General features: G+C 65.1%; 18 protein-coding genes. 2 read left to right on the forward strand and 16 right to left on the reverse strand.

Annotated features, from left to right (window positions below; genetic code table 11):
* Nucleotides 1-106 precede the first annotated feature (106 nt).
* From opgC to A3OK_RS0110165, 5 genes are all read right to left on the reverse strand, one after another.
* Complete coding sequence (opgC, locus tag A3OK_RS0110145) at nt 107-1,249, reverse strand: OpgC domain-containing protein (protein ID WP_019904754.1); 1,143 nt, start codon at nt 1,247-1,249, stop codon at nt 107-109.
* A gap of 134 nt (nt 1,250-1,383) precedes the next feature.
* Nucleotides 1,384-1,683 (reverse strand): RNA polymerase sigma factor region1.1 domain-containing protein, encoded by a 300-nt coding sequence (locus A3OK_RS0110150; protein WP_019904755.1) that lies wholly within the window; start codon nt 1,681-1,683, stop codon nt 1,384-1,386.
* 84 nt (nt 1,684-1,767) lie between these two features.
* Nucleotides 1,768-4,065, reverse strand: coding sequence for an FdhF/YdeP family oxidoreductase (locus tag A3OK_RS0110155; protein ID WP_026597106.1), 2,298 nt, complete (start codon nt 4,063-4,065; stop codon nt 1,768-1,770).
* A gap of 94 nt (nt 4,066-4,159) precedes the next feature.
* On the reverse strand, nt 4,160-5,545 hold the full coding sequence (gor, locus tag A3OK_RS0110160; protein WP_019904757.1) for a glutathione-disulfide reductase: 1,386 nt from the start codon (nt 5,543-5,545) through the stop codon (nt 4,160-4,162).
* 208 nt (nt 5,546-5,753) lie between these two features.
* Nucleotides 5,754-6,752, reverse strand: a complete 999-nt coding sequence (locus tag A3OK_RS0110165) for a calcium-binding protein (RefSeq protein ID WP_019904758.1) — start codon at nt 6,750-6,752, stop codon at nt 5,754-5,756.
* A gap of 384 nt (nt 6,753-7,136) precedes the next feature.
* On the opposite strand from A3OK_RS0110165, the gene A3OK_RS0110170 reads away from it, so the two are divergent.
* A complete protein-coding gene (locus A3OK_RS0110170) occupies nt 7,137-7,523 on the forward strand; it encodes a hypothetical protein (protein WP_026597107.1) in 387 nt (128 codons plus the stop codon).
* Between the two features lie 49 nt (nt 7,524-7,572).
* Nucleotides 7,573-8,217, forward strand: coding sequence for a general stress protein (locus A3OK_RS0110175; protein ID WP_019904760.1), 645 nt, complete (start codon nt 7,573-7,575; stop codon nt 8,215-8,217).
* Between the two features lie 78 nt (nt 8,218-8,295).
* Here A3OK_RS0110175 and rpmG read toward each other — a convergent pair whose 3' ends face one another.
* The 11 genes from rpmG to A3OK_RS0110230 form a co-directional block, all read right to left on the reverse strand.
* Nucleotides 8,296-8,463 carry a 50S ribosomal protein L33 gene (rpmG, locus tag A3OK_RS0110180; protein WP_018044575.1) on the reverse strand — a complete coding sequence of 56 codons (168 nt, stop codon included), beginning with the start codon at nt 8,461-8,463 and terminating at the stop codon, nt 8,296-8,298.
* A gap of 106 nt (nt 8,464-8,569) precedes the next feature.
* The gene (locus tag A3OK_RS0110185; RefSeq protein WP_019904761.1) at nt 8,570-9,742 is read right to left on the reverse strand and encodes an MFS transporter; all 1,173 of its coding nucleotides are present in this window, start codon (nt 9,740-9,742) and stop codon (nt 8,570-8,572) included.
* Between the two features lie 123 nt (nt 9,743-9,865).
* Entirely contained in the window at nt 9,866-11,209 is a 1,344-nt protein-coding gene (locus tag A3OK_RS0110190; protein ID WP_019904762.1) for an efflux RND transporter periplasmic adaptor subunit, read from the reverse strand.
* 13 nt (nt 11,210-11,222) lie between these two features.
* Entirely contained in the window at nt 11,223-14,450 is a 3,228-nt protein-coding gene (locus A3OK_RS0110195) for an efflux RND transporter permease subunit (protein ID WP_019904763.1), read from the reverse strand.
* A 160-nt stretch (nt 14,451-14,610) separates the two neighbouring features.
* Nucleotides 14,611-15,708, reverse strand: coding sequence for a M48 family metallopeptidase (locus A3OK_RS0110200; RefSeq protein ID WP_019904764.1), 1,098 nt, complete (start codon nt 15,706-15,708; stop codon nt 14,611-14,613).
* Nucleotides 15,708-17,003, reverse strand: a complete 1,296-nt coding sequence (locus A3OK_RS0110205) for a DUF898 family protein (protein WP_026597109.1) — start codon at nt 17,001-17,003, stop codon at nt 15,708-15,710. The genes A3OK_RS0110200 and A3OK_RS0110205 overlap by 1 nt, the downstream gene beginning before the upstream one ends.
* A gap of 223 nt (nt 17,004-17,226) precedes the next feature.
* Entirely contained in the window at nt 17,227-17,451 is a 225-nt protein-coding gene (locus A3OK_RS0110210; RefSeq protein ID WP_019904766.1) for a YbdD/YjiX family protein, read from the reverse strand.
* Nucleotides 17,452-17,456: 5 nt separating this feature from the next.
* Nucleotides 17,457-19,517, reverse strand: a complete 2,061-nt coding sequence (locus A3OK_RS0110215) for a carbon starvation CstA family protein (RefSeq protein WP_019904767.1) — start codon at nt 19,515-19,517, stop codon at nt 17,457-17,459.
* Nucleotides 19,518-19,640: 123 nt separating this feature from the next.
* Nucleotides 19,641-20,252: a TPM domain-containing protein gene (locus A3OK_RS0110220; RefSeq protein WP_019904768.1), complete on the reverse strand. Its 612-nt coding sequence runs from the start codon at nt 20,250-20,252 to the stop codon at nt 19,641-19,643.
* Between the two features lies 1 nt (nt 20,253).
* A complete protein-coding gene (locus A3OK_RS0110225) occupies nt 20,254-21,003 on the reverse strand; it encodes a TPM domain-containing protein (RefSeq protein WP_196805480.1) in 750 nt (249 codons plus the stop codon).
* Between the two features lie 49 nt (nt 21,004-21,052).
* A complete protein-coding gene (locus A3OK_RS0110230) occupies nt 21,053-21,634 on the reverse strand; it encodes a LemA family protein (RefSeq protein WP_051093000.1) in 582 nt (193 codons plus the stop codon).
* Between the last annotated feature and the right edge of the window lie 30 nt (nt 21,635-21,664).

Consider the following 21,664-nt stretch of genomic DNA (forward strand, 5'->3'; position numbering starts at 1 on the left):
CTTCGCCGAGGGGAAATCCCTCGCGAAGAGCGGGGCTTATAGAGCGGTTCTCGAAGAGAAGCGAGCTATACGCAGCGACATGGTTGCCGGCGCGCGAGGCGATGGATCACGCCACGGCGTCGGCAACGGCGTTCGAGCGAGAGGATGTCGGCCTGGGCGACATGCAGAGTGCGAGGCGGATGAAGGCACCGATCAGCACGATCTCGATCGCGATCTTCACGAGCAGCGCATCGGCCAGGACGATGCTGGCGATGTGGAGCGTCTCGCTCGCCGCTACGGAGGCGACGGCGCCGATGGTGAAGACGACGATGGAGTTCCTGCCGAGCCGGCATAAGGGGTGATCCGGGCGCATTTGATGCAGCAGCCGAATCAGCGGTGCCCGCGGCATGGCGGCGACGACGTAAGCCAAGGTCAGAACGTGCAGAACGCGCAGTGGAGACTGGTAGGTCTTGCTGGCACCGAACCAGAACGACGTGTTGCGAGACTCCGCCCATTCGAGGGCTGAAGGCGAGATGCGCACGACCCAGGTGGCGAAGATCAGGTAGCCGGCGAGATTGGCAAGGGCCAGAGCGAGCGCCAGGCCGTTGTAAGGCAGGGGCATATCCAGCTTCATCGCCCGACCGATGGCGACGCCTGTCGCGAAGAGAAGCGTCCAGGGCAGGACCGTCAACGTGAACGGCTGGCCGGAAAGGCTGTTGGGTATGACGAGATCGAAATGGCCGGCGGCAGCCCATGTGACCAGGGCGGGAGGGATCGGTGCCCACCAGCGCCACTCCGCCAAGCGCACGAAGACGGGCGCGAGCAGCATCAGAACCACGTACAGGCGTAGGACGCACGAATAGCCGACGTTCTGGCGAAACGTCACCGCGTGCCAGAACATCGTCCAGGAGCCGTGCTCGGCAAGAAGCGCCGCGTCGCCCGAGGTCACTCCGGCCGGCCCGAGCATCTCCAATGCCAGATTGAGCACGGCCAGCGTTGCCAGAACGAGGGCGATGTTGAAGGCGTGCAACCGCAGTGCCCGCAACCAGAGAGTTCTGACGAGGCTCGAAAAAGGGGCGGTGTCAGAGTTGTTCGAGTAAGCGAGCGCCGTCGAGATGCCGCTCAACAGGACGAAGATCTCGGAACTGTCGGAAAAGCCGAGGCGGGATGGCGAAATCTGCGAAAAATGTCCGCCCTCGAGGTGATTGACGAAAATATTGACGAGACACAGGCCGCGAATGGCATCGATTGTCGTTCGCCGCGCAATCACGGAAATCTCGTCTAAAGGTTGCCCTGCACCCTTATTCTGGAGTAGCGCACCTTAAGATTGAATTTATAACGGGCTCTATAAATATATAGGTAAATGGCGGTGTCGCAAATTCAATCGATGGGCCGATGGGCCGCCTATTCTCCCTCGCCATCCTCCACGGCGATGCCGTGCTCCGACAGGATCCAGAAGATCGCTTCGAGATCCTCGGCGGTCACGTCCCTCGGAGGCAGCGCCTCTTCCAGATCTTCGTAGGTCAGCCGTCGGGCGTGTTGGGCATCCGCCTTGGCGAGGAGGCGGTCGACCGTGTCGCGCATGTCGTCCGCCAGGGCATCGTGGCTCGGCAGACGACGGTCGGCCTCGGGGAACAAGGCCTGCGCCAGCATGCGGTCGATGATCGCCTGACGCCGGTCGTGCGCCTCGTCGTTCTTTGCCATGCTCTTGTTATGGAGCGCGAAAGGCGCTCGAAACAAGGGAGCCCGCCGTCTCGGATATCCATGTGTCCCAGGCGGGCGGCACCCTCACTCGTGAATCGTCGCGCCGGAGCGGGTGATTCTCACCGGGATCGCCTTGGCAGCCGGCGTCTTCGACTGTTCGTCATGGTGCCAGAGCGGAATCAACGGATTGAGTTCGGGATAGTAGCCCGCGCAGTTCCCGAGCGGGATGTCGTAGGCGACGATGCGGAGCCCCGTCACCGAACGAGCCCTGTCATCGGCGTCCGTCGCGAGGTCGACGATCTCGGCATCGACGAATCCGAGGCGGGCGATATCCGCCGGGTTCATGAACAGGATCATCCGCGTGCCCTTCACGCCGCGGAAGCGGTCGTCGTAGCCGTAGACCGTTGTGTTGAACTGGTCGTTCGAGCGCAGGGTGATGAGGTCGAGGGCATCGGCGCCCCGCAGCGGCATGTCGGGATCGGCATCGATTCCTTCCGGCACCACGAAGTTGGCCTTGCCCGTTTCCGTCTCCCAGCGACGTTCGCGCGCGGCGAGCTTCTTGTGGACGCCACCGGGCTCGAACATGCGGTGTTCGAGATCGTCGAACACCGCCGGATAGGTCGCCTCCATCGCGCCGCGGATCCGGGAATAATCGCCGACCCACTCGTCCCATGGGACGTTCGGGTTCGGCTCCAGGGCCGCCTTGGCGATCTCGGCGACGATCCAGGGCTCCGAGCGGACCTGATCGCTCACCGGCTTCGTCTTGCCGCGTGACCCGTGGAAACAGGAGGTCGAGCTCTCCATGGAGACCGCCTGCGGGCCACTCGTCTGGTTGTCGATCTCGATCCGGCCGAGGCAGGGAAGGATGTAGGCGATCTCGCCCTTGATGAGGTGGGAGCGATTGAGCTTCGTCGAGACTTGCACGGTCAGGCGCATGTCCGCCCATGCCTCCTCCATCCGCACCGTTTCGGGGATCGCGCGGACGAAGTTGCCGCCGAGGCCGATGAAGGCCTTCACATCCCCGGAGAGGATCCCCTCGCAAGCCTCGACCGTATTGAGGCCCTTCTCGCGCGGTGGCTCGAAACCGTACTGCTCCTTGAGGATGTCGAGGGGCGCGAGTTCCGGCTTCTCGGTGATCCCGACCGTGCGCTGGCCCTGAACGTTGGAATGGCCGCGAACCGGACAGGGGCCGGCCCCCTTCCGACCGACATTGCCTCGCAGCAGCAGGAGGTTCACCAGCATCTGCACCGATTCCGTGCCCTTGCGATGCTGGGTCAAACCCATGCCGTAGACACCGATGACGGCGCGCGAGCGGGCATAGACGGTCGCGGCCGCCTCGATCGCGGCGCGGGTCAGCCCCGATCGGGCTTCAAGCGCCTTCCAATCCTGGGCCTCGCAATAGGCGGCGAAGGCCTCGAACCCGTGTGTATGCTCGTCGATGAAGCTGACATCGAGGATGCGGGGCCTACCCACCCGGTGGGCTTCCCGGTCGGCGGCGATGAGCGCCTTGCACATGCCGGTGATCGCCGCGAGGTCACCGCCGGCCTTTAGCTGGTGGTACTGGGTCGAGATCTCGGTGGCGTGGCCCGTCGCCATCTCCACCACCGATTGGGGATTGGTGAAGCGCTCCAGACCCCGCTCGCGCAAGGGATTGAAGGTGATGATCGGGACCCGGCGCTTCCTCGCCTCCTGAAGCTGGTGGAGCATCCGCGGCGCGTTCGAACCGACATTCTGGCCGAAGAACAGGATCAGGTCGGTCGTCGCGAAATCATCGAGGACCACCGTTCCGACCGGCACGCCGATCGAGGCCTTGAGCCCGACCGAAGTCGGCTCATGGCACATGTTGGAGGAATCCGGCAGGTTGTTGTTGCCGTACATCCGGGCCAATAGCCCGTACATGTACGACGTTTCCAGCGAAGCACGGCCCGACGCGTAGAAGACCGTCGATTTTGGATCGAGGGCGCGCAATTCCCGCCCGATCGCCGTGGTCGCCTCCTCCCACGACACCGTCACATAGCGGTCGCTCGCCGCGTCATAACGCAGGGGATGGGTGAGCCGACCCTGCTCCTCGAGAGCGTAATCCGTCCAGTCGAGGAGTTCGGTCACCGAATGCTCGGCGAAGAAATCGGGACCGCAGCGCTTGGCGGTCTGTTCCCAGGCGGTCGCCTTCGCCCCGTTCTCGCAATATTCGAAGGTCAGTGGCTTGGGTGGCTTGGCCCAGGCGCAGGACACGCACATGAACCCGTCCGGCTTGTTCTGCTTCATCAGCAGCGTCGCCCCGGAGACAGGAATCTCCTCGCGGAGCAGGATTTCGGTGAGCGACTGGGCCGAGCCCCACCCTCCGGCCGGACCGTCATAGGGTTCGATCTTGGGCTCGGCCATCTTGTCGGTCATTCACAAAGCCCTCGAGGCTGCGTCGTTTTCAAGTCCAACGGCAGCGTCGAGTCCCTGTTCCGGGGTGCGGCTTTGGGCGCGTCTAGCCCACCCCCTCCGGCCGCTTCGTCACCGCCGGGACGCGCATGGTCACCAGTTCCTCGCCCGCTGTCGGATGCACCGCGATCGTCCGGTCGAAATCGGCCTTCGTCGCTCCCATCGTCACCGCGATGGCGACGGCCTGGATGATCTCGCCGGCATCGTGGCCGACGACATGGACGCCAAGGACCTTGTCGGTGGCGCAATCCACGATGAGCTTCATCAGAACCCGCTCCTCGCTGCCGGACAACGTCGCTTTCATCGGGCGGAAGCTCGACTTGTAGACGTCGATCCTCTCGCAACGCTCGCGCGCCTGATCCTCGGTGAGGCCGACAGTGCCGATCTCGGGCGTGGAGAACACGGCCGTAGCAATGAGGTGATGGTTCACCGCCCAGGGCTTGCCGCCGAATACGGTGTCGGCGAAGGCGTGACCTTCGCGGATGGCGATGGGCGTCAGGGCGGCGCGGTTGGTGACGTCGCCGACCGCATAGATCGACGGAACGCAGGTCTGCGAGAAGGCGTCGACCGGGATCGCGCCGCTCGCGTCGGTCTCGATGCCGACCGCCTCCAGGCCGAGGCCCGCCACCGCCGGGTTCCGCCCCGTGGCGACGAGGACCTGATCGACCTCGATGACGCTGCCGTCTCCGAGGGTCGCGGCGATGCCGCTGTCGCGCCGCTCCAGCCGCTCCACGATCTGGTTGAGGCGCAGGTCCATGCGCTTGCCATAAGCGAGGCCCAGGGCATCGCGGACCTCGTGGTCGAACCCGCGCAAGAGACGGTCTCCCCGGTGCAGCAGCGTCGTACGCGACCCGAGGCTCGCGAAGATGCCCGCGAATTCCACCGCGATGTAGCCGCCTCCGATGACGAGGATGCGCTCGGGCAGGCTCTCCAGGTCGAAGACCTCGTTGGAGGTGATGCCGAGATCGCCGCCGGGAATGACCGGGGCCTTCACCGGATGCGCGCCGACCGCGACGAGAATGTACTTCGCCGTCACGCGGCGGTTCGAGCCGACGAGGCGGATCGTATGGGCATCCTCGATCACCGCCCGCTCCGCGATGACGGTGACGCCCATCCGTTCGAGATTGGTGTCGTAGATCGATTCCAGGCGCGCGACCTCGGCGTCGCGGTGCGCCTTCAGCACGCTCCAGTCGAAACGCGGCTCGCCCACCGACCAGCCGAAACCGGCCGCATCCTCGAATTCATCGGCAAAGCGTGCCGCATAGACCATCAGCTTCTTCGGGACGCAGCCGCGGATCACGCAGGTGCCGCCGATGCGGTATTCCTCCGCGAGGCTGACCCTGGCGCCGTAGCCGGCGGCGATGCGCGCCGCACGCACGCCCCCCGAACCACCACCGATGACGAACAGATCGACATCGAACTCTTCGGTCATGGCAGGCTCCTCGTAGCGATGGGTCGGCGGTCGGCAATCCCGGCCGACAAGACGGCCGGCGTTGCCCGCTCTATCGCAGGTGGAGGGTACCCGTCATCGCCGCACGACGAGAATCCACCGTCTCGACGCTCGTGACGCCATCGACGTGTTCGCGGCGCCGTCGATTTGGCGGTCGGGCGCCGAGGGCGGTGTCCGACCGACGCTTCGGCTAGAGGATGAAATCGCTCGCGTGCAGGGCATCCACGACGTTCTTGAGGGCGATCTGGAAATCGGCCTTGCCGTCGCCGGTCGTGTCGCCTTCGACGATCGTGGCGCTGCCGGAATGGACGACATGGAGTTGGCCGGCCTGCTTGGTGAAGGCCGCGTCACCGATGAAGCTGAAGGCCCGGTCGGTGCCAGCGCCGGTGACGGCCTGGATCACGTGCAGGTCGATCTGGTCGGCTCCGATGGTGAAGTCCGAAATCGTGTCGCGGTGCTCCACACCCGGAGCGCTGTCCTTGATCGACCTGAACACGAAGGTATCGTCGCCCGTCCCGCCGAGGAGCACGTCTTGGCCACGGCCACCGATCAGCGTGTCGTTTCCGGCTCCGCCCTTCAGCGTGTTCTCGGCGGAGTTGCCGACGATGACGTTGTCCCCGGTATTTCCGCTGCCGTTGATCGCTGCCGTTCCCGTCAAGGTGAGATTCTCGATGAATTGCCCGGCCATGGAGAAAGAGACTGAGGCCTTGACGAGATCGACGCCCTCCAGGCTCCGCTCGATGACACGGTCGCCGATATTGTCGACGATGTAGACGTCGTTGCCGTCTCCACCCTTCATCGTATCGGCGCCGGTAAATCCGTCGATGTAATCCGAATATCGCGATCCGGTGATCGTGTCGGCTCCGGAGAAGATGTCCTTCAGCACGTATTGCGTGCTGTTGTGATCGAAGAATTTCTGCTCGTGGGCGACGGTGATATCGATGTCTCGCAGCGTGCTGTAGAGGCCCGCGCCATCGGCATAATCCAGGGCCGTCGTCGTCCCGGAGGTCGGCGAACCGTTCGTGGCATAGGTCAGGTCGTGGCCCTGGACGAGGATGGCTGTCCCATCGTTGAAATCGAGCTCGTATCCGTCGGATGCGGTATCGTAATAACGCCCTCCCGTCTTATCGAGGTGCCAGATATCCAGCGTTCTGAAATCGACTTTGTCGTAGACGCTGTACGTCGCCATCGTCTCCACCCCTGTTCTAACTGTGGTCCCTGAACCGCATGGAGACGCGAGGGATCACGGCCTTGTCGCTTTGGTATGGGGCGTCGTGGGGGATGTACATTCACACAGCCGTGACCGGCGGATGCGAGGCGGCGCGGTTGTCATGACTGCGCCTCATGCTCGTGGCGGTAGCAGCGGCTCCAACGGAAAGAATCGGAATTCGGCGTGGACGGCGTGCATCCGCATCGAATCCCGAAGCATAATCGATCCGAGTGGTGCTGGCATCATAGGACAACTGGACGATGTGAGAGGTAAAGCGAAGCTTGATGACGACGCTTTGCGATGTCTCTACGGAACGCTTTGGCTGCCCTCGTGATTGGATAAGTCTGATTGAGGGAGATGATCATGCAAAGACAGCTGGCTACACTCGCCTTTGTGGCGTTCCTTGGCTCGAGCGCGGCCTATGCGCAAACCACCGTGACCGGCAAGCCCGCTCCCGATGCGGCGACGAGTGCCAAATCCGGCGGTCAGGAATCCGTGACGCGGCCGAACACCGACAAGCCGGACGCGAACAACCCCGCCTCCACCAACACGGCGACGAACGCCAAGCTGGAGGAAGGCGCCAACAGCTTCACCGAAGGCCAGACCCGGAGCCGTTTAGAGCAGGCTGGCTACAAGGACGTGAAGGAACTCAAGAAGGACGACAAGGGCATCTGGCGCGGCGCGGCCTCGCTCAACGGAAAGCCCGTCACGGTCGGCGTCGACTTCAAGGGCAATGTTTCAGCCAAGTAGCAGCGCCTTCGACGTCCCCAGCCAGCCGAAACATGTGAGGAACGATCCCATGGCCCATCAGACCATCACCGCTCTCTACGATTCCTACGATGACGCCAGCAATGCGGTGGCCAAGCTCGAATCGTCGGGCATCAGCCACAGCGACATCAGCATCGTCAGCAGCAATGAGAATGACCGGCATTCCGGACGTCTCGCAAGCACCGATACCACACGCAGGCACACTACGGAGACCGCGGAAACCGCCTCGACCGGGGCCGGAACCGGCGCGGGCGTCGGCACGCTGCTCGGCGGCGCGGCCGGACTTCTGACCGGACTCGGCCTTCTGGCGATCCCGGGCGTTGGTCCGGTTGTCGCGGCGGGTTGGCTCGTGACCACCCTCACCGGTGCCGGGATCGGCGCTGCGGCGGGCGGACTGGTCGGTGGTCTCACCGGTGCCGGATTGAGTGAGGCGGATGCCCATACCTACAGTGAAGGTGTGCGTCGGGGCGGTACGCTCGTCACGGTGAAGGTCGACGACGCCAGGGCCTCCCACGTCATGGACGTCCTGGAGGAGCACGGATCGGTCAACGTCACCGAGCGCGCCGAGGGTTGGAAGGCCGATGGCTGGACGGCACCGAGCGCGACCCCATCCGACACCGCGACGCTGCCGGGTGCGCGCCCCGGCGTCCGCTCCTACCCCACGGGCCCGCTGTAATCGCCAACGTCACCTGACAACGGAAAAAGCCGCCCGGAAGGGCGGCTTTTTCATGTCTCCTCGGTCAGGAGAAAAGCGTTACTTGATCTTGGTTTCCTTGAAGTCGACATGCTTGCGCACGACGGGGTCGTACTTCTTCATGGAGAGCTTCTCGGTCTGCGTCCGCGAGTTCTTCTTCGTGACGTAGAAGTAGCCGGTATCGGCGGTCGAGATCAGCTTGACTTTAACGGTGACGGCCTTGGCCATGGCGCGGTGCTCCTGAGATTGCGGCATTCCGCATGAGCGAAACGCAAAATGGCCGGCACGAACCGGCTGAATTCCGCGCGGTCATTGCCTCATCGGGCTCGTTTCGTCAAGGCCGAGCGGGTTTCCGGAGCCGCCAAAGGACCAGTCCGGCATAAGCGACGAAGAGCCCGCAGAGGGCATAGGCGAAGCCCTGGGGCGGCATCAGATCCATGCTGCCGCCGATGAGGGGCGGACCGATCATCAGGCCGACATTGTAGAGGACGAGGAAGGCGGCATTCGCGCCGGCGAGTTCCGCACCTCGCACGCTTGCGCCGAGATGGGCCAGCCCCACCGTGTAGAGCGTGCCGGCGAGGCCCCCCCAGACGATCAACAGGACGGCCAGAGAGAGCAAAGAGGTCGATGCCGCGGGGATCAGCGCGGCACCGATGGCCCCACCCACGGCCGAGGCCAGCAAAACGCGGCGGCGGTCGAACCGGTCGGCCAGCAGGCCGAAGGGGATTTGGAATACGACGTTGCCGAGGGCGAGCATGCTGACGAGGCCAGCCGCGCTCTCCGCATCGAGCCCGATCCGAAGGCCGTAAAGCGGCAGGATGGCGAAGCCGCCGGTCTCGACCGCGCCGTAGACCAGGGCGGCGCAGGTCGCAGCCGGCGCGAGCCGGACGTATCCCAGAAAGCCACGGCTACCCGTACCCTCGATCTCCGGCGAGAGGCCGCGCGCCAGGGCGATCGGCACCGTCCCGAGCAGGAACAAGGCGGCTCCGGCGCAGTACGGCGCGTAGCCCTGGGTTCCGAGCAGGACGAGCAGCGTCGGCCCTATAGCGAAGCCGAGTGCGAGCACGGTCGCGTAGATGCCCATCACGAGGCCGCGCCGTGCCGGAGGGGCGACCTCGTTGATCCAGAATTCCGACAGGACGAACAACACGCCGAGGGTCGCCGAGAAGACGAAGCGCAGGGGGAACCACCAGCGGATCTCGTGAAACAGCTTGAACCCGATGAGCGATGCCGAACCGACGCAGATCGCCAGGATGAGGAGGCGTACGACCCCGATCCTTGCGGCGAGCTTGGGCACGAACGGCACGGTGACGATGCTCGCGAACCCTGCCACCGCCGTGTTGATGCCGATGAGCGTGCTCGATGCGCCCATGCGCTCCATTTCGAGCGAGAGCAGCGGGATGGACAGGCTGAGGCCGATTCCAACCACAGCGACGCAGGTGATCGCGGCGCTCATTGCCGCGACGCGCGCGCGATCGAGGTTCTCACGGACGTGACGGTCGAGCATGGCGAGGCGGCGGTCCGGAAGATGCGCGCGGGGCGCATGGGAACGCGTGCCTCTACCCCAATCCCGTACTCGGACGGAACCGGTGGATCGGATGGGCTGGGCTGCGTCGCTGGAGCGAGGGCTTTACCGAGCCGCCGATTTCAGCGGTTTGCCGTCCTGCTTCGTCGGTTGGCGCTCCATCTTCTGCCCGTCGCGCAGGTCGACGGGCGGGCTCAGAACGATCTGCTCGCCCCCGTCCAGGCCCTGATCGATCTCGATCGTCGTGCCGAGGTCACGCTTGATATGGATGCCGCGCCATTCCACCGTGCCGTCGTCGCGGGAGATCGCCACCTGCGTGCCGCGCTGGTTGAAGACCAGGCCTTCCGCCGGGATCACCACGTTCTGGCCCGTCCGCGGCACATTGAGCGTCACATAGACGTAGAGGCCCGGCCGCAGAAGGCCGTCGCGGTTGGGGACGTCGACCTGGGTTGTGAGTGTTCGCGACGAGGTCAGCAGGGCGACGGAGCTGCGCTCGACCTCGCCGGAGAAGGTCCGGTCCGGCATCTGCGGGACCTTGATCGTGGCGGTGACCCCCGGTCGCACGCCGACAGCCAGGTTTTGAGGCACGTTCACCACCACACGCAGGATGTCGTCGCGGTCCATGGAGAGCAGGGCCGTGCCGGTCCCGTCGGCATGGACGAGATCGCCGATATCCACGCTGCGGCTGGTGATGACGCCATCGAACGGCGCCGTCACGTCCTTGAAGCCGGTCAGCGCCTTCAGCCGATCCACGGTGGCGCGCTGCGCCTTGATGTTGGCCTCGGCCACCTTCACGCCGGCCTCGGCGGAAGCCAATGTCGCGCCCTGGCTCAGGACGCTGGCCTGGGAATTGTCGGCATTCTGCTTCGAGGCCCAGCCCTGCACCGCCAGGGTCGACGTGCGGCTGTTGGTGACGTTGGCCAGATTCACGTTGGCCTTGGCCTGATCGACCGATGCCTTCGCCTGGAGCAATTGGGCATCGAGCTGCCCCACCTGGGCTTCCGCCTGGGCCAATTGCTGGTCGAGGTCCGGGGCCGCGATGCGCAGGAGGATGTCGCCCTGCTTGACCCGGCTGCCGATATCGACACGACGCTCGGCGATGTAGCCGGTGGCACGGGCGAAGAGGGCGGCTCGGGCAAATGCGTCGGTCTGGCCCGGCAGGGTCACTTCGATCGGTTGGGTGGCGCGCTCGACGGCGACCGTGCGCAGCTTCGGCACGAAATCCTTGGCCTTGCGCTGCGTCTCCTCGGCGGCGGCACGCTGATGCCAATGGCCGTAGCCGCCCCAGCCGAGAAGGCCGAGAGCGACGAGGCCGACGAGCAGGAACGGCCCCTTTCCGGGTGGCGGCGGCACCTCGGCCGGCGCGCGGGTTGGCCCGTGCGGCGTCGACGCGTCCGTGTTTCCATCGGGACGCCGATCCAGAGTATCGCCGGGGCTATCCTTGCTCATGCGTAATTCTGGCTCATGCGTAATCCTGAAGCGGCTCGACCTTGCCCCGGCGTAGGAGGGTGTAGAGGAACGGCACGAAGAGCAGCGTCGACGGCGTACCGATGGCGATCCCACCCATCACCGCGCGCGCCAGAGCCGCGTTCTGCTCGCCGCCCTCGCCGGTCCCCAACGCCATCGGGATCAAGCCCAGAAACATCGCACCCGCCGTCATCAGCACCGGCCGCAGCCGCGTCTCGCCGGCGAGAAGCGCCGCTTCGGCCGCGCCGCAGCCCGTCGCCTCCCGATGCTCCTTGGCGAAGGTGACGAGGAGGATGGAATTGGCGCTGGCGATACCCACCGACATGATCGCCCCGAAGAGTGACGGAATCGAGAAGGTCGTGCCGGTGATGAACAGGCTCGCCACGATTCCGCAGAAGGCGAGCGGCAGGGCTGCCAGCACAACGAGAGGATCGCCCCAGCTCTGGAAGTTCACGGCCATGAGCAGGTAGACCGCCACCAGCGCGATCGAGAGCCCGACGCCCATGCGGAAGAAGGCCGATTGCATGTTCTCGATCTGCCCACGCACGGTGATCTTGTCCGGCGCCGGCAGGGCCTTCTGCTCTTCCTCGACGATCCTGCGGATGTCTTTCGCCACCGAGCCGAGATCGGAATCCTGGACCGCGGCGTAGATGTTGAAGGTCGGCTGCGTGTTGACGTGGTTGATCACCGTCTGCGAGCCCTCGCGGCGCATGGTCGATACGCTGGAGAGGAGGGTGAGAACCCCCGGCGCATCGGAATTGCCGTTGACGAGGAGCGGGGTGTTCTGGAGCGCGGTGAGGCTGTCGTTCCGGTATTCCGGGGTCTGCACCCAGAGCTGGTAGGGAATGCCGGTCTTCGGGTCGGTCCAGAAGTTCGGTGTCACCTGGAAGGAGCCCGACAGCGAGACGTTGAGCCCCTGCGCGATCTGCTGCTCGGTCAGGCCGAGCTCGGAGGCCAGGCGACGGTCCACATCGACGAAGAATTGCGGGGTGCCGACGATCTGGTGGAGATGGACGTCCACCGCGCCGCGCGTCTCCTTGAGGCGCCGGACGATGTTCTGCGCGACCGCGAGATCCTTGGCCGTGTTGCGGCCGGACACCTGAATGTCGATCTGTGCCAGCGTGCCGAAATTGAGGATCTGCGTGATGATGTCGGACGGCTGGAAATAGACGATCAGATCGGGGAATCGGTCGCGCAGCATCTCGCGCAGGCGCTTAGTGTATCCCGCTACCGAGCCGTGCCCCTCCTTGAGGTTGATCAGCATCTGGCCGTCGTTGTTGGCGACGAACGATCCGTCCGAGAAGGCGAAATTGTAGTTGTTCGCGGGCAGGCCGATATTGTCGAGAATCTGATCGATTTCGCCCTCGGGAATGATCTCGCGGACGACGGAATGGACTTCGGCGAAGGTCTGTTCGGCGGTCTCGATGCGCATGCCCGGCCGGGTGCGCAGGTGCAGCGTCATCTGGCTCGATTCGACCTGCGGGAAGTAATCCTGCCCGACGAAGCCGAACAGAACGGCCGTCCCCATGAAGATCACCGCCACCGTCGCGAGCGTGACGAAGCGGCGCCGCAGGACCACGTGCAGCAGACCGAGATAGCCACGGTGGAACCGGGCGAAGCGCGTTTCAAAACCTTGGCGGAAACGCCCGGCGAGGCGGAAGATCGGTCCGAACACCCACCCCAGCGCGCGCGCGATGCGGCCCCTTCGCGGCGGCTCCCCACCCGTCCCGTGATGCTGTTCGTATTCGCGCGCCACCAGCACGTCGATGAGAACAGGCACCAGGGTGCGTGACAGGACGTAGGACGTCAGCATCGCGAACACGACCGCCAGCGCCTGCGGCGTGAACAGGTATTTCGGCGTGTCGGTGAGCGCGAAGACCGAGACGAAGGCGGCGCAGATCGAGAGGGTCGAGATCAGCGCCGGCTTGGCGATGCCCGCCGCACCCTCGACCACGGACTTGCGGAACGGCTCGCCCTCTTCGAACAGCCGATAGGTGTTCTCGATCGCAACCGTCGCGTCATCGACGAGGATGCCCACCGCCAAGGCGAGACCGCCGAGCGTCATGACGTTGATGGTCTCGCCGAGCGACGTGAGGATCGCCAGCGATGTCAGGATCGAGAGCGGGATCGAGACCAGCACCACGATGGTGGAACGCCATGAGCCGAGGAACAGCAGGATCGTCAGGCCGGTGAGGCCGGCGGCGATGATCGCCTCGTGGATCACACCCTCGATGGCGGCCGAGACGAAGACCGACTGGTCGAACAATTCGCGGAGCGCCATGCCCTCGGGCGCGGCGGCGCGGATGTCGGGCAAGGCCTTTTTCACGTTGTTGACGACATCGAGGGTCGAGGCGGTGCCGTTCTTGAAGATGCGCATCAACACCGAGTTGAGGCCGTCGGCCCGCACGATGTTCACCTGCGGCGGGCCGCCGTCACGCACATTGGCGACATCGCGCACCAGCACCGGTTGCCCGCCCACTACCTTAATCGGGACCTGATTGAGCGCCTCGATGGCATCGGGAGTCGCGTTGAGCTGGATCGGATATTGCTGCTCTCCGATCTTGGCGAGACCCGACGGTACGGTCAGGTTCTGCGCCGTCATGGCATTGGTGACGTCGAGGGCGGTCAGACCGAGCGCGCGCAACGCCTGGAGGTCGAGATCGACCATGATCTGGCGCGGCGTTCCACCGAAGGGCGAAGGCAGTGTCGAGCCCGGCACCTGGGTCAGCCGCTGCCGGATGCGGTACTGGGCGTAATCGTAGACTTTGGTCAGGCTCTCACTCGTGGAGGAGAGCGAGAGCTGGATCACCGGAACGGACGAGGCTGAGAAGCGCAGGACGATGGGCGGCTGGACGCCCGGGGGCATGGTCGACCGGATCGAATTCATCGCCGAGACGGTCTGAGCGATGGCGAGATCGATACTCACCGCCTGATCGAAATAGATCTTCTGGATCGCCGTGCCCTGGAGCGTCGTCGATTCCATTCGGGCGATGTTGTTGACGTTGTTGGAGAGCGAGAACTCCGCGTAGGTGGTGATGCGACGCTCCATCTCGGAGGTCGAAAGGCCGGTATAGGTCCACACCACGACGACGACCGGGATATCGACGGTCGGCAGTACGTCCTTAGGTGCCACGACCACGGCCGCGGCTCCGCCGAGCATCATCAGCACGGCGAGCACGTAGATCGTGATGCGAAACTTCAGAGCATACTGGACGAGGCCCATCCGATCTCCGCGTTTCCCTGGCCGAACTGGTGTACCACGTTCGTCGCATGCCACGGGGAGATCTGTAGCCGTGACGACGCGACGCAATGAGCCGGCACGGCCAGGAAATTTGTTTCCGGATGTAACTCGCGCGCGGATGCGGCCCGGATGGGCTCCCTGCCTATTTCACGGATTTGGCCGGCAGGTTGCGGCAGATGCCCTTGAGCGTTGCCCATTCCGCTTCGTCGAGAATGCGCCGGCCGACGGTCTCGGTGCCCGCCATCTCGGCGATGCGGTCGGCGCGCTCCGCCGTGTAGGGATGGCTGCGCAGCAGGCTCGCGAACTCGTCCTTGGCGTCGTCCTTGGCGATGCGCCGGAGGATCGTGGCGAGAGCGGTGGCGTCACCGCCCGACCGCCGCATCACCTCCACCGAATAGGCATCCGCCGCATTCTCGGCCTCGCGCGAATAGCCTGCGGAGATGGCGGCCTGGCCCACCGCCACAATGATCGTCGAGCCGGTGAGATCGCCGAGAACGAGGCTGAGGAGGAACGAGCTTCCGCTCGCTGCTAGCAAAGCCCGCATGGGATCGTGCGCGGCGACATGGCCGAATTCGTGGGCGAGCACGCCGGCGAACTCGTCGGGCGTGTCGGACTTGTCGATGAGCTCCGAGAGCACGACGACCCGGCCGCCAGGAAGGGTCAGTGCGTTGGCGATGCCGTGCCTGCGGATGGTCACTGCCGGATCGACCGACAGGTCGCCATTCGCCGTCATCCGCTGGATCAGCCGATCGAGGACGGCCCGCGCCGAAGCGTCGTCGCATAAGGGCGGGTCGCCCAGCAATCGGCCGATTTGCCCGTCCACCGCCCCGCCGATCCGCGCTTCCATCGCCGCGGGGATCACCGGGGCCAGGCGGACTGCGATGGCCGGAACACCGTAGACCGCCAGACCGATCACCGAGATCCCGGCCGCGATCGACCACAGGACGAGACGCAGGCGACCACCCGATGCGGAGGGATCGGTCCGATACAGGCCGGGGCATCGTTCCTTGAGCGCCTCGGCCAGACCCTCGTCGGTGAACTCGACCCGGGCGGCGCTTCCGGTCGGGCCGACCCGCATGAGCGGGCGCGCCGTGTCTCCGGCCACCAGATCGGGCAGGCTCCAGGCGAGGCGCAGGTCGCGCCCGGTGATCTCCAGACTGTCCTCGAGGACGAGGGACACAGGATGGGCCCTGGCGCTCTGGCCATCGAAATACGTGCCGTGAACCGAGGGTGCCGGCACTAGAACCCCACTTCGAGCGCACCGCCGACATCGAGTGCGTCGGCGAGTCCTTCGTTGAGGCCGCTGCCTACGCGGCGGCTCGAGGCCAAGATGGCGTCGAGACCGTCAGCATTCTCGATGGTCGTGGTGGTGGCGACCGCCGCCCAGAGCCGCGCCGTGATGACCCGGACATAGAGCACCGAGAACAGCAGAACGAAGGCAAAATAGCCAATCATTATGCAGAGGACGATCGCCCAGTGGAGACTGCTTTCCATGCCCTTCGTCCGCAGGAGCAGGGCGGCGCCGCCGATCACGAGACCCAGGACCAGGACGAACCCGACCAACGACAGGAAGTAGACGAGATACGGCCAGTAGAACTGGCGAGCCTTCAGTGTCGACATCAGCCGCACCGGGCCGAGGCTTGCCGCGTTCATGAAGATCCGCGTCTCGCGTGCCCGGTAGAACGGGATGAGGAGAACGCCGAGGGGCACCGTGATGCTGACTGTGTTGATGAGGAGTGCCCCGAAGGTGAGGATGGGCGTGTGGTCGTAGACTCTGTTGAAGACAAACTCGCCGGGCTTGCCGCCTTGCCTGGGAACGAACAGGTCGCCGGGAATGGAGGAGAAATCGGTTGCCGAGAGGAAGGCCAGGAACGCAGCGGCGATGGGCAGGAGAACGACCACGTAGAATGTCAGCCAGGGCAGCAGGAGCGAGCGCCCGCGCGCGGTGGATTCCATCCGGCTCGACCCGATCAGCGTATGATTGATGCGGTAGCGCTCGAGGCTCGCGCGCATGAAGGGGAAGGCGAGGCCGAGGGTCAGGAGCGTGAGCAGCGACCAGCCGATCGCCATCAGCGCGTAGGTGATCGCCGATCCGTCCTGTCCGAGTCGGATGCCGCGCCACAGGGTGCGCGAGGCGCGATAGCGCCGGCCACGATACACCGCGAACTTGCCGAGGACGAACAGGACCAGGAAGGACAGGCCGCTGCCGAAGGCGGCGACCGATGGTGCCGAGATCGTTGCGATGAAGATCAGGACGTAGATGGGAATCAGGATGGCGATGGCGACGAGGAAGCCGAGGAACAGCTCCTTGCCGGTTCCGGTATATTCGGCCGGGCTGCCATCGACCACCGTGCGGTTCCAGAAATAGCGCCGCAACTCGGAGATGTACCAGAACCGATAGATGCCGAACGTGACCAGGGTAAGGAGGAAGCCACGTACGGCGATGCCGGTGAGCCCCTGGAGTCGCCTGTCGAAGGTGATCGCTCCGGAGCGCCCCATCCCGGATGGCGTCTCGTTGACTGGCGGCTGCGACATGGTGCCTCCTCACTCAGGTTGCACCACATAAGCCTATTTTTCGGGTCGAGCCATGGCCAAGCTTCGGCGATCCCCATCCGCGTCGACCAAACAGGACGCCGCCGGCCGAGCACGAAGCCCGGATCGCAATCCCACTGCCGGCTTTAGAATGTGCTCAGTCTCGACCATGGATGAGAGACGATTCGACTCTCATGCGCCCGTGGATCGCCATCGGCCGGTCCGGTCAGCAGCAACGGAATCCGTTCCGATTACCCACACCGAACCGGGCATTCTCCCGGTTGCGGTAGAAATCGCGCTCGCTCATCGGCTCCTGATCGGCATGGGTCCGGCGGATATGGGCGGCATAGGCCTCGTAATCGCCCTGTCCCACCATGAGCCGGGCGCCGTCGCAGACGCATTTCGAGAAGGTCTTCAGCCGATCCCGCAATTCCGACGACGACAGCGCCATGCCCGTTACTCCGCCGGGACGGCGGACGGGCCGCCGCTCTCGAGGGCCGTCCAGCGATCGGCGCGATAGGCCTTGACGCAGGCCATGATGCCGAAGACGGCGATGGCCACGACGAGACCGACGAACATGACGGCGAGCGCCGCATCGATCCGGTCGTTGAAGACGATCTTGTGCATGTCGACCATGTTCTTGGCCGGACCCAGCACCTTGCCCTCGGCGATGGCCGCCGAGAACCGGTCGGCATGGGACAGGAAGCCGATCTTGGGATCGGCGGAGAAGATCTTCTGCCAGCCAGCGTTGAGAGTGCAGATCAGCAGCCAGACGGTGGGGATGATCGTGACGAAGGCGTAGCGCTCGCGCTTCATCTTGAAGATCACCACGGTGGCGAGCGTCAGGGCCACCGCCGCCAGCATCTGGTTCGAGATGCCGAAGAGCGGCCACAGGGTGTAGATGCCGCCGAGGGGATCGGTGACGCCCTGGTAGAGGAAGTAGCCCCAGGCCGCCACGCACAGGGCCGTGGCCAGGATGCTGGGCGCCCAGGCCGAGGTGTTCTTGAAACTCGGCGAGATCAGCCCGAGCAGGTCCTGCAGCATGAAGCGCCCGGCCCGCGTGCCGGCATCGACCGCGGTGAGGATGAAGAGGGCCTCGAACAGGATCGCGAAATGGTACCAGAAGGCCATCATGGTCTTGCCTCCGATGGCCGACGAGATGATGTGGGCCATGCCGACGGCGAGGGTCGGGGCGCCGCCGGTGCGCGAGATGATCGAGTGCTCGCCCACATCCTTGGCGGTCTGGGTGATCAAGTCGGCGGAGATCGGGAAGCCGAGATTGGTCACGGCGGTCGCCGCGGACTCGGCCGAGGTGCCGAGCAGGGCGCCCGGCGCGTTCATGGTGAAGTAGATGCCCGGATCGATCACGGTCGCGGCGACCAGCGCCATGATCGCGACGAAGCTCTCCATCAGCATGCCGCCGTAGCCGATGAACCGGGTGTCCATCTCGTTGTCGATGAGTTTCGGGGTCGTCCCCGACGAGATCAGCGCGTGGAAGCCGGAGACCGCGCCGCAGGCGATGGTGATGAACAGGAACGGGAACAGGGAACCCGCCCAGACCGGACCGGTGCCGTCGACGAACTTCGTCATGGCCGGCATCTGCAGGTGCGGAGCGACGACGACGATGCCCAGTGCGAGGCCGATGATGGTGCCGATCTTGAGGAAGGTCGAGAGGTAGTCGCGGGGGGCGAGCAGCAGCCATACCGGCAGGATCGAGGCGATGAAGCCGTAGCCGATCAGCATCCAGGTGAGCTGGGTGCCGGTGAAGGTGAAGGCCGGGCCCCAGAACGGGTGTTCGTTGATCTGGCCGCCGCCGATGATGGCGGCCATGAGCAGGATGAAGCCGATGATGGAGACTTCGCCGATCTTGCCCGGCCGGATGAAGCGCGCATAGAGGCCCATCAGGATCGCGATCGGGATCGTGGCAGCCACCGTGAAGGTGCCCCAGGGGCTCTCGGCCAGCGCCTTGACCACGATCATCGCCAGGACGGCGAGCAGGATCACCATGATCATGAAGGTGCCGAACAGCGCGATCACGCCGGGGATCACACCGAGCTCGGCCCGGATCAGCTCACCGAGGGAGCGCCCGTCGCGTCGCATGGAGATGAACAGGATCATGAAGTCCTGCACCGCGCCCGCCAGCACGACGCCGGCCAGGATCCAGAGCATGCCGGGCAGGTAGCCCATCTGCGCCGCCAGGACGGGGCCGACCAGAGGGCCCGCACCCGCGATGGCCGCGAAATGGTGGCCGAACAGGACGGTCTTGTTGGTCGGGACGTAATCGAGCCCGTCATTGTGTTGATGGGCCGGTGTCTTGCGGCTCGGGTCGAGCCGCATCACCTTCTCGGAGATGAAGAGCGAGTAATAGCGGTAGGAGATGAGATAGACGCAGACTGCGGCCACCACGATCCAGAGGGCGTTGATCGATTCGCCCCGGCTCGTCGCGACAATCGCCAGGGCCGCAGCGCCCAGCGCACCGACAAGGGCCCAGGGCCCGTGCTTTTGTATCGCACTCATCGACGTCTCGCTCCAGCGACCCGTCCTTGCTGGCGGATCGTCAAGACCCTTCTCGCGCAAAAAATCAGGCAGGACCAGAGGCGAAAAATACAATCCGGTGTCGGGTGTCAGTCGTACATCGCGTCAGTCCGTCACGATGACCCGGTTCGGCAACTCGTCCGTATCTCCCGCCTGACGCGGCAATTGCTGCGCGAGGATCGCGCCGATCGTTTCGACGGCCGTGACAAGTCCCTCGGCTGCTTCGCCTCTTCTGAGCGACGACAGCAGCCCCCCGATGGCCGACGACCATGCTGCCGGGGAGATGCGTGAGGCGATGCCGGAATCCGCGACGATCTCCGCATGGCCCTCGGCCATGGCGAGATAGATCAGGATTCCCGTTCTCCCGCGTGTCCCGGCCAATCCGCGACCGGCGAATTCCCGCGTTGCCGCCTCATGGGCCCGTTCCCGGCGGATCGCGTGCGGCACCAGGGCGAGCCGGGCTCGCGGATGCGCCGCCGCTGCCAGCGCGATCAGCACGGTCGCAGCCTGCACCAAGGCGATGGACGCTGCGCTCCATGGCGTCAGCAGGATCAGCGGCCAGGGTATCGCAAGCCCGAGAGCCAAGGCAGGCACCAGAGCTGCCGACCGATAGAGGCCGGCACGGGCGGCCACCAGGACGACGATCTCCGCGGAGGTCGCCGTTTCGGCCGTTGCGATCGCCTGCGCGATCCGTGTCCTGTCGGTCTCGCTGAGCATCCTACCAGTCTCCGGAGGCGCCACCGCCTCCCGATGAGCCACCGCCGCCGGAGAAGCCGCCTCCGCCTCCGCCGAAGCCGCCCGAGACGCCGCCGCTCCATCCGCCCGAGGATGGGCCGGGCAGGATGATGAAACCGCCACCGCTCCGACCGCGGTTCATCCGGTAGACCACGAACAGAATCACCAGAAAGAGGATGATGAAGCCGATGACGTGAGCAGGCTCGGCCTCGTCGCTCCGGATCTTGCCCTTGCGTTGCCACTCTTCGGCATCGCCGGACAGGATCGACAGCATGGCGTCGATCCCGGCCTTGATGCCGCCGCCATAATCGCCCGTCTTGAAGCGCGGGGTGATGGCGGTGGTGATGATGACCTTCGACAAGGCGTCGGTCAGAGCTCCCTCGAGACCGTAGCCCACCTCGATCCGCACCTTGCGGTCGTTCGGGGCCACGAGGAGCAGCGCGCCGTTATTGGTCTTCGTCTGGCCGATGGCCCAGGACCGGAACAACCGGTTTCCGTAATCCTCGATGGTCAGGCCCTGCAGATTCGGGACCGTGGCGACGACGACCTGATCGGAGGTCTTGTCCTCATAGGCCTTCAGCTGTGCTTCCAGCCCGGACTTCTCCTCCGGCTTCAGGATGCCGGCAGCGTCGACGACCCGGCCGCTGAGGGCCGGAAACGCCGGGTCTGCGGCCAGGGCATGGCCGCCCGCAAGAAGGGCGCTGCCCGCCAGGAAGACGACGAAACATGCCAGCAGCGGCGCGAGCACGCTCCATCGAAAGGCCTCGGCACGGGTCACGGACCTAGAACTTCACGGTCGGTGGCTTGTCCGAATTGGGCGTTGCCGAGAACGTCTCCATCGGCTTGGCCTCCGGGTAGAACCACGCGGCGATCCAGCGCCCCGGGATGGTGCGGACCTCGGTATTGTAGGCCTGCACAGCGCCGATGTAATCGCGACGCGCCACCGCGATCCGGTTCTCCGTGCCTTCGAGCTGGGATTGCAGCGCCAGGAAGTTCTGGTTCGACTTGAGGTCGGGATAGCGCTCCACGGTCACGAGAAGACGTCCGAGGGCACCGGAGAGCTGGTTCTGGGCGTCTTGAAATTCCTTGAACTTCTGCGGGTCGGAGACGGTGGAGGCATCGACCTTCACGTTCGACGCCTTGGCGCGGGCTTCGGTGACACCGATGAGAACGTCTTTTTCCTGCTGCGCATAACCCTTCACCGTCTCGACCAGGTTCGGGATGAGGTCCGCCCGGCGCTGGTACTGGTTCTGCACCTCGCTCCAGGAGGATTTCGCGCTCTCCTCGAGGGTCGGTACCCGGTTGATTGCGCCGCAGCCGGACAACGTCGTGGCCAAGGCCACGGCCACGAGTGCGGATCGCATCCGGCGGAGCACCGATGGGCGGGGCGTCCG

The sequence above is a fragment of the Methylobacterium sp. 77 genome (assembly GCF_000372825.1).
Taxonomy (GTDB): domain Bacteria; phylum Pseudomonadota; class Alphaproteobacteria; order Rhizobiales; family Beijerinckiaceae; genus Methylobacterium.

Bases quoted from the DNA above. Each gene is read 5' to 3' on its own strand.
- A3OK_RS0110150 (WP_019904755.1), bottom strand. From the start codon at position 1,683: ATGGCAAAGAACGACGAGGCGCACGACCGGCGTCAGGCGATCATCGAC.
- A3OK_RS0110155 (WP_026597106.1), bottom strand. From the start codon at position 4,065: ATGGCCGAGCCCAAGATCGAACCCTATGACGGTCCGGCCGGAGGGTGG.
- gor (WP_019904757.1), bottom strand. From the start codon at position 5,545: ATGACCGAAGAGTTCGATGTCGATCTGTTCGTCATCGGTGGTGGTTCG.
- A3OK_RS0110165 (WP_019904758.1), bottom strand. From the start codon at position 6,752: ATGGCGACGTACAGCGTCTACGACAAAGTCGATTTCAGAACGCTGGAT.
- A3OK_RS0110170 (WP_026597107.1), top strand. From the start codon at position 7,137: ATGCAAAGACAGCTGGCTACACTCGCCTTTGTGGCGTTCCTTGGCTCG.
- A3OK_RS0110175 (WP_019904760.1), top strand. From the start codon at position 7,573: ATGGCCCATCAGACCATCACCGCTCTCTACGATTCCTACGATGACGCC.
- rpmG (WP_018044575.1), bottom strand. From the start codon at position 8,463: ATGGCCAAGGCCGTCACCGTTAAAGTCAAGCTGATCTCGACCGCCGAT.
- A3OK_RS0110185 (WP_019904761.1), bottom strand. From the start codon at position 9,742: ATGCTCGACCGTCACGTCCGTGAGAACCTCGATCGCGCGCGCGTCGCG.
- A3OK_RS0110190 (WP_019904762.1), bottom strand. From the start codon at position 11,209: ATGAGCAAGGATAGCCCCGGCGATACTCTGGATCGGCGTCCCGATGGA.
- A3OK_RS0110195 (WP_019904763.1), bottom strand. From the start codon at position 14,450: ATGGGCCTCGTCCAGTATGCTCTGAAGTTTCGCATCACGATCTACGTG.
- A3OK_RS0110205 (WP_026597109.1), bottom strand. From the start codon at position 17,003: ATGTCGCAGCCGCCAGTCAACGAGACGCCATCCGGGATGGGGCGCTCC.
- A3OK_RS0110210 (WP_019904766.1), bottom strand. From the start codon at position 17,451: ATGGCGCTGTCGTCGTCGGAATTGCGGGATCGGCTGAAGACCTTCTCG.
- A3OK_RS0110215 (WP_019904767.1), bottom strand. From the start codon at position 19,517: ATGAGTGCGATACAAAAGCACGGGCCCTGGGCCCTTGTCGGTGCGCTG.
- A3OK_RS0110220 (WP_019904768.1), bottom strand. From the start codon at position 20,252: ATGCTCAGCGAGACCGACAGGACACGGATCGCGCAGGCGATCGCAACG.
- A3OK_RS0110230 (WP_051093000.1), bottom strand. From the start codon at position 21,634: ATGCGATCCGCACTCGTGGCCGTGGCCTTGGCCACGACGTTGTCCGGC.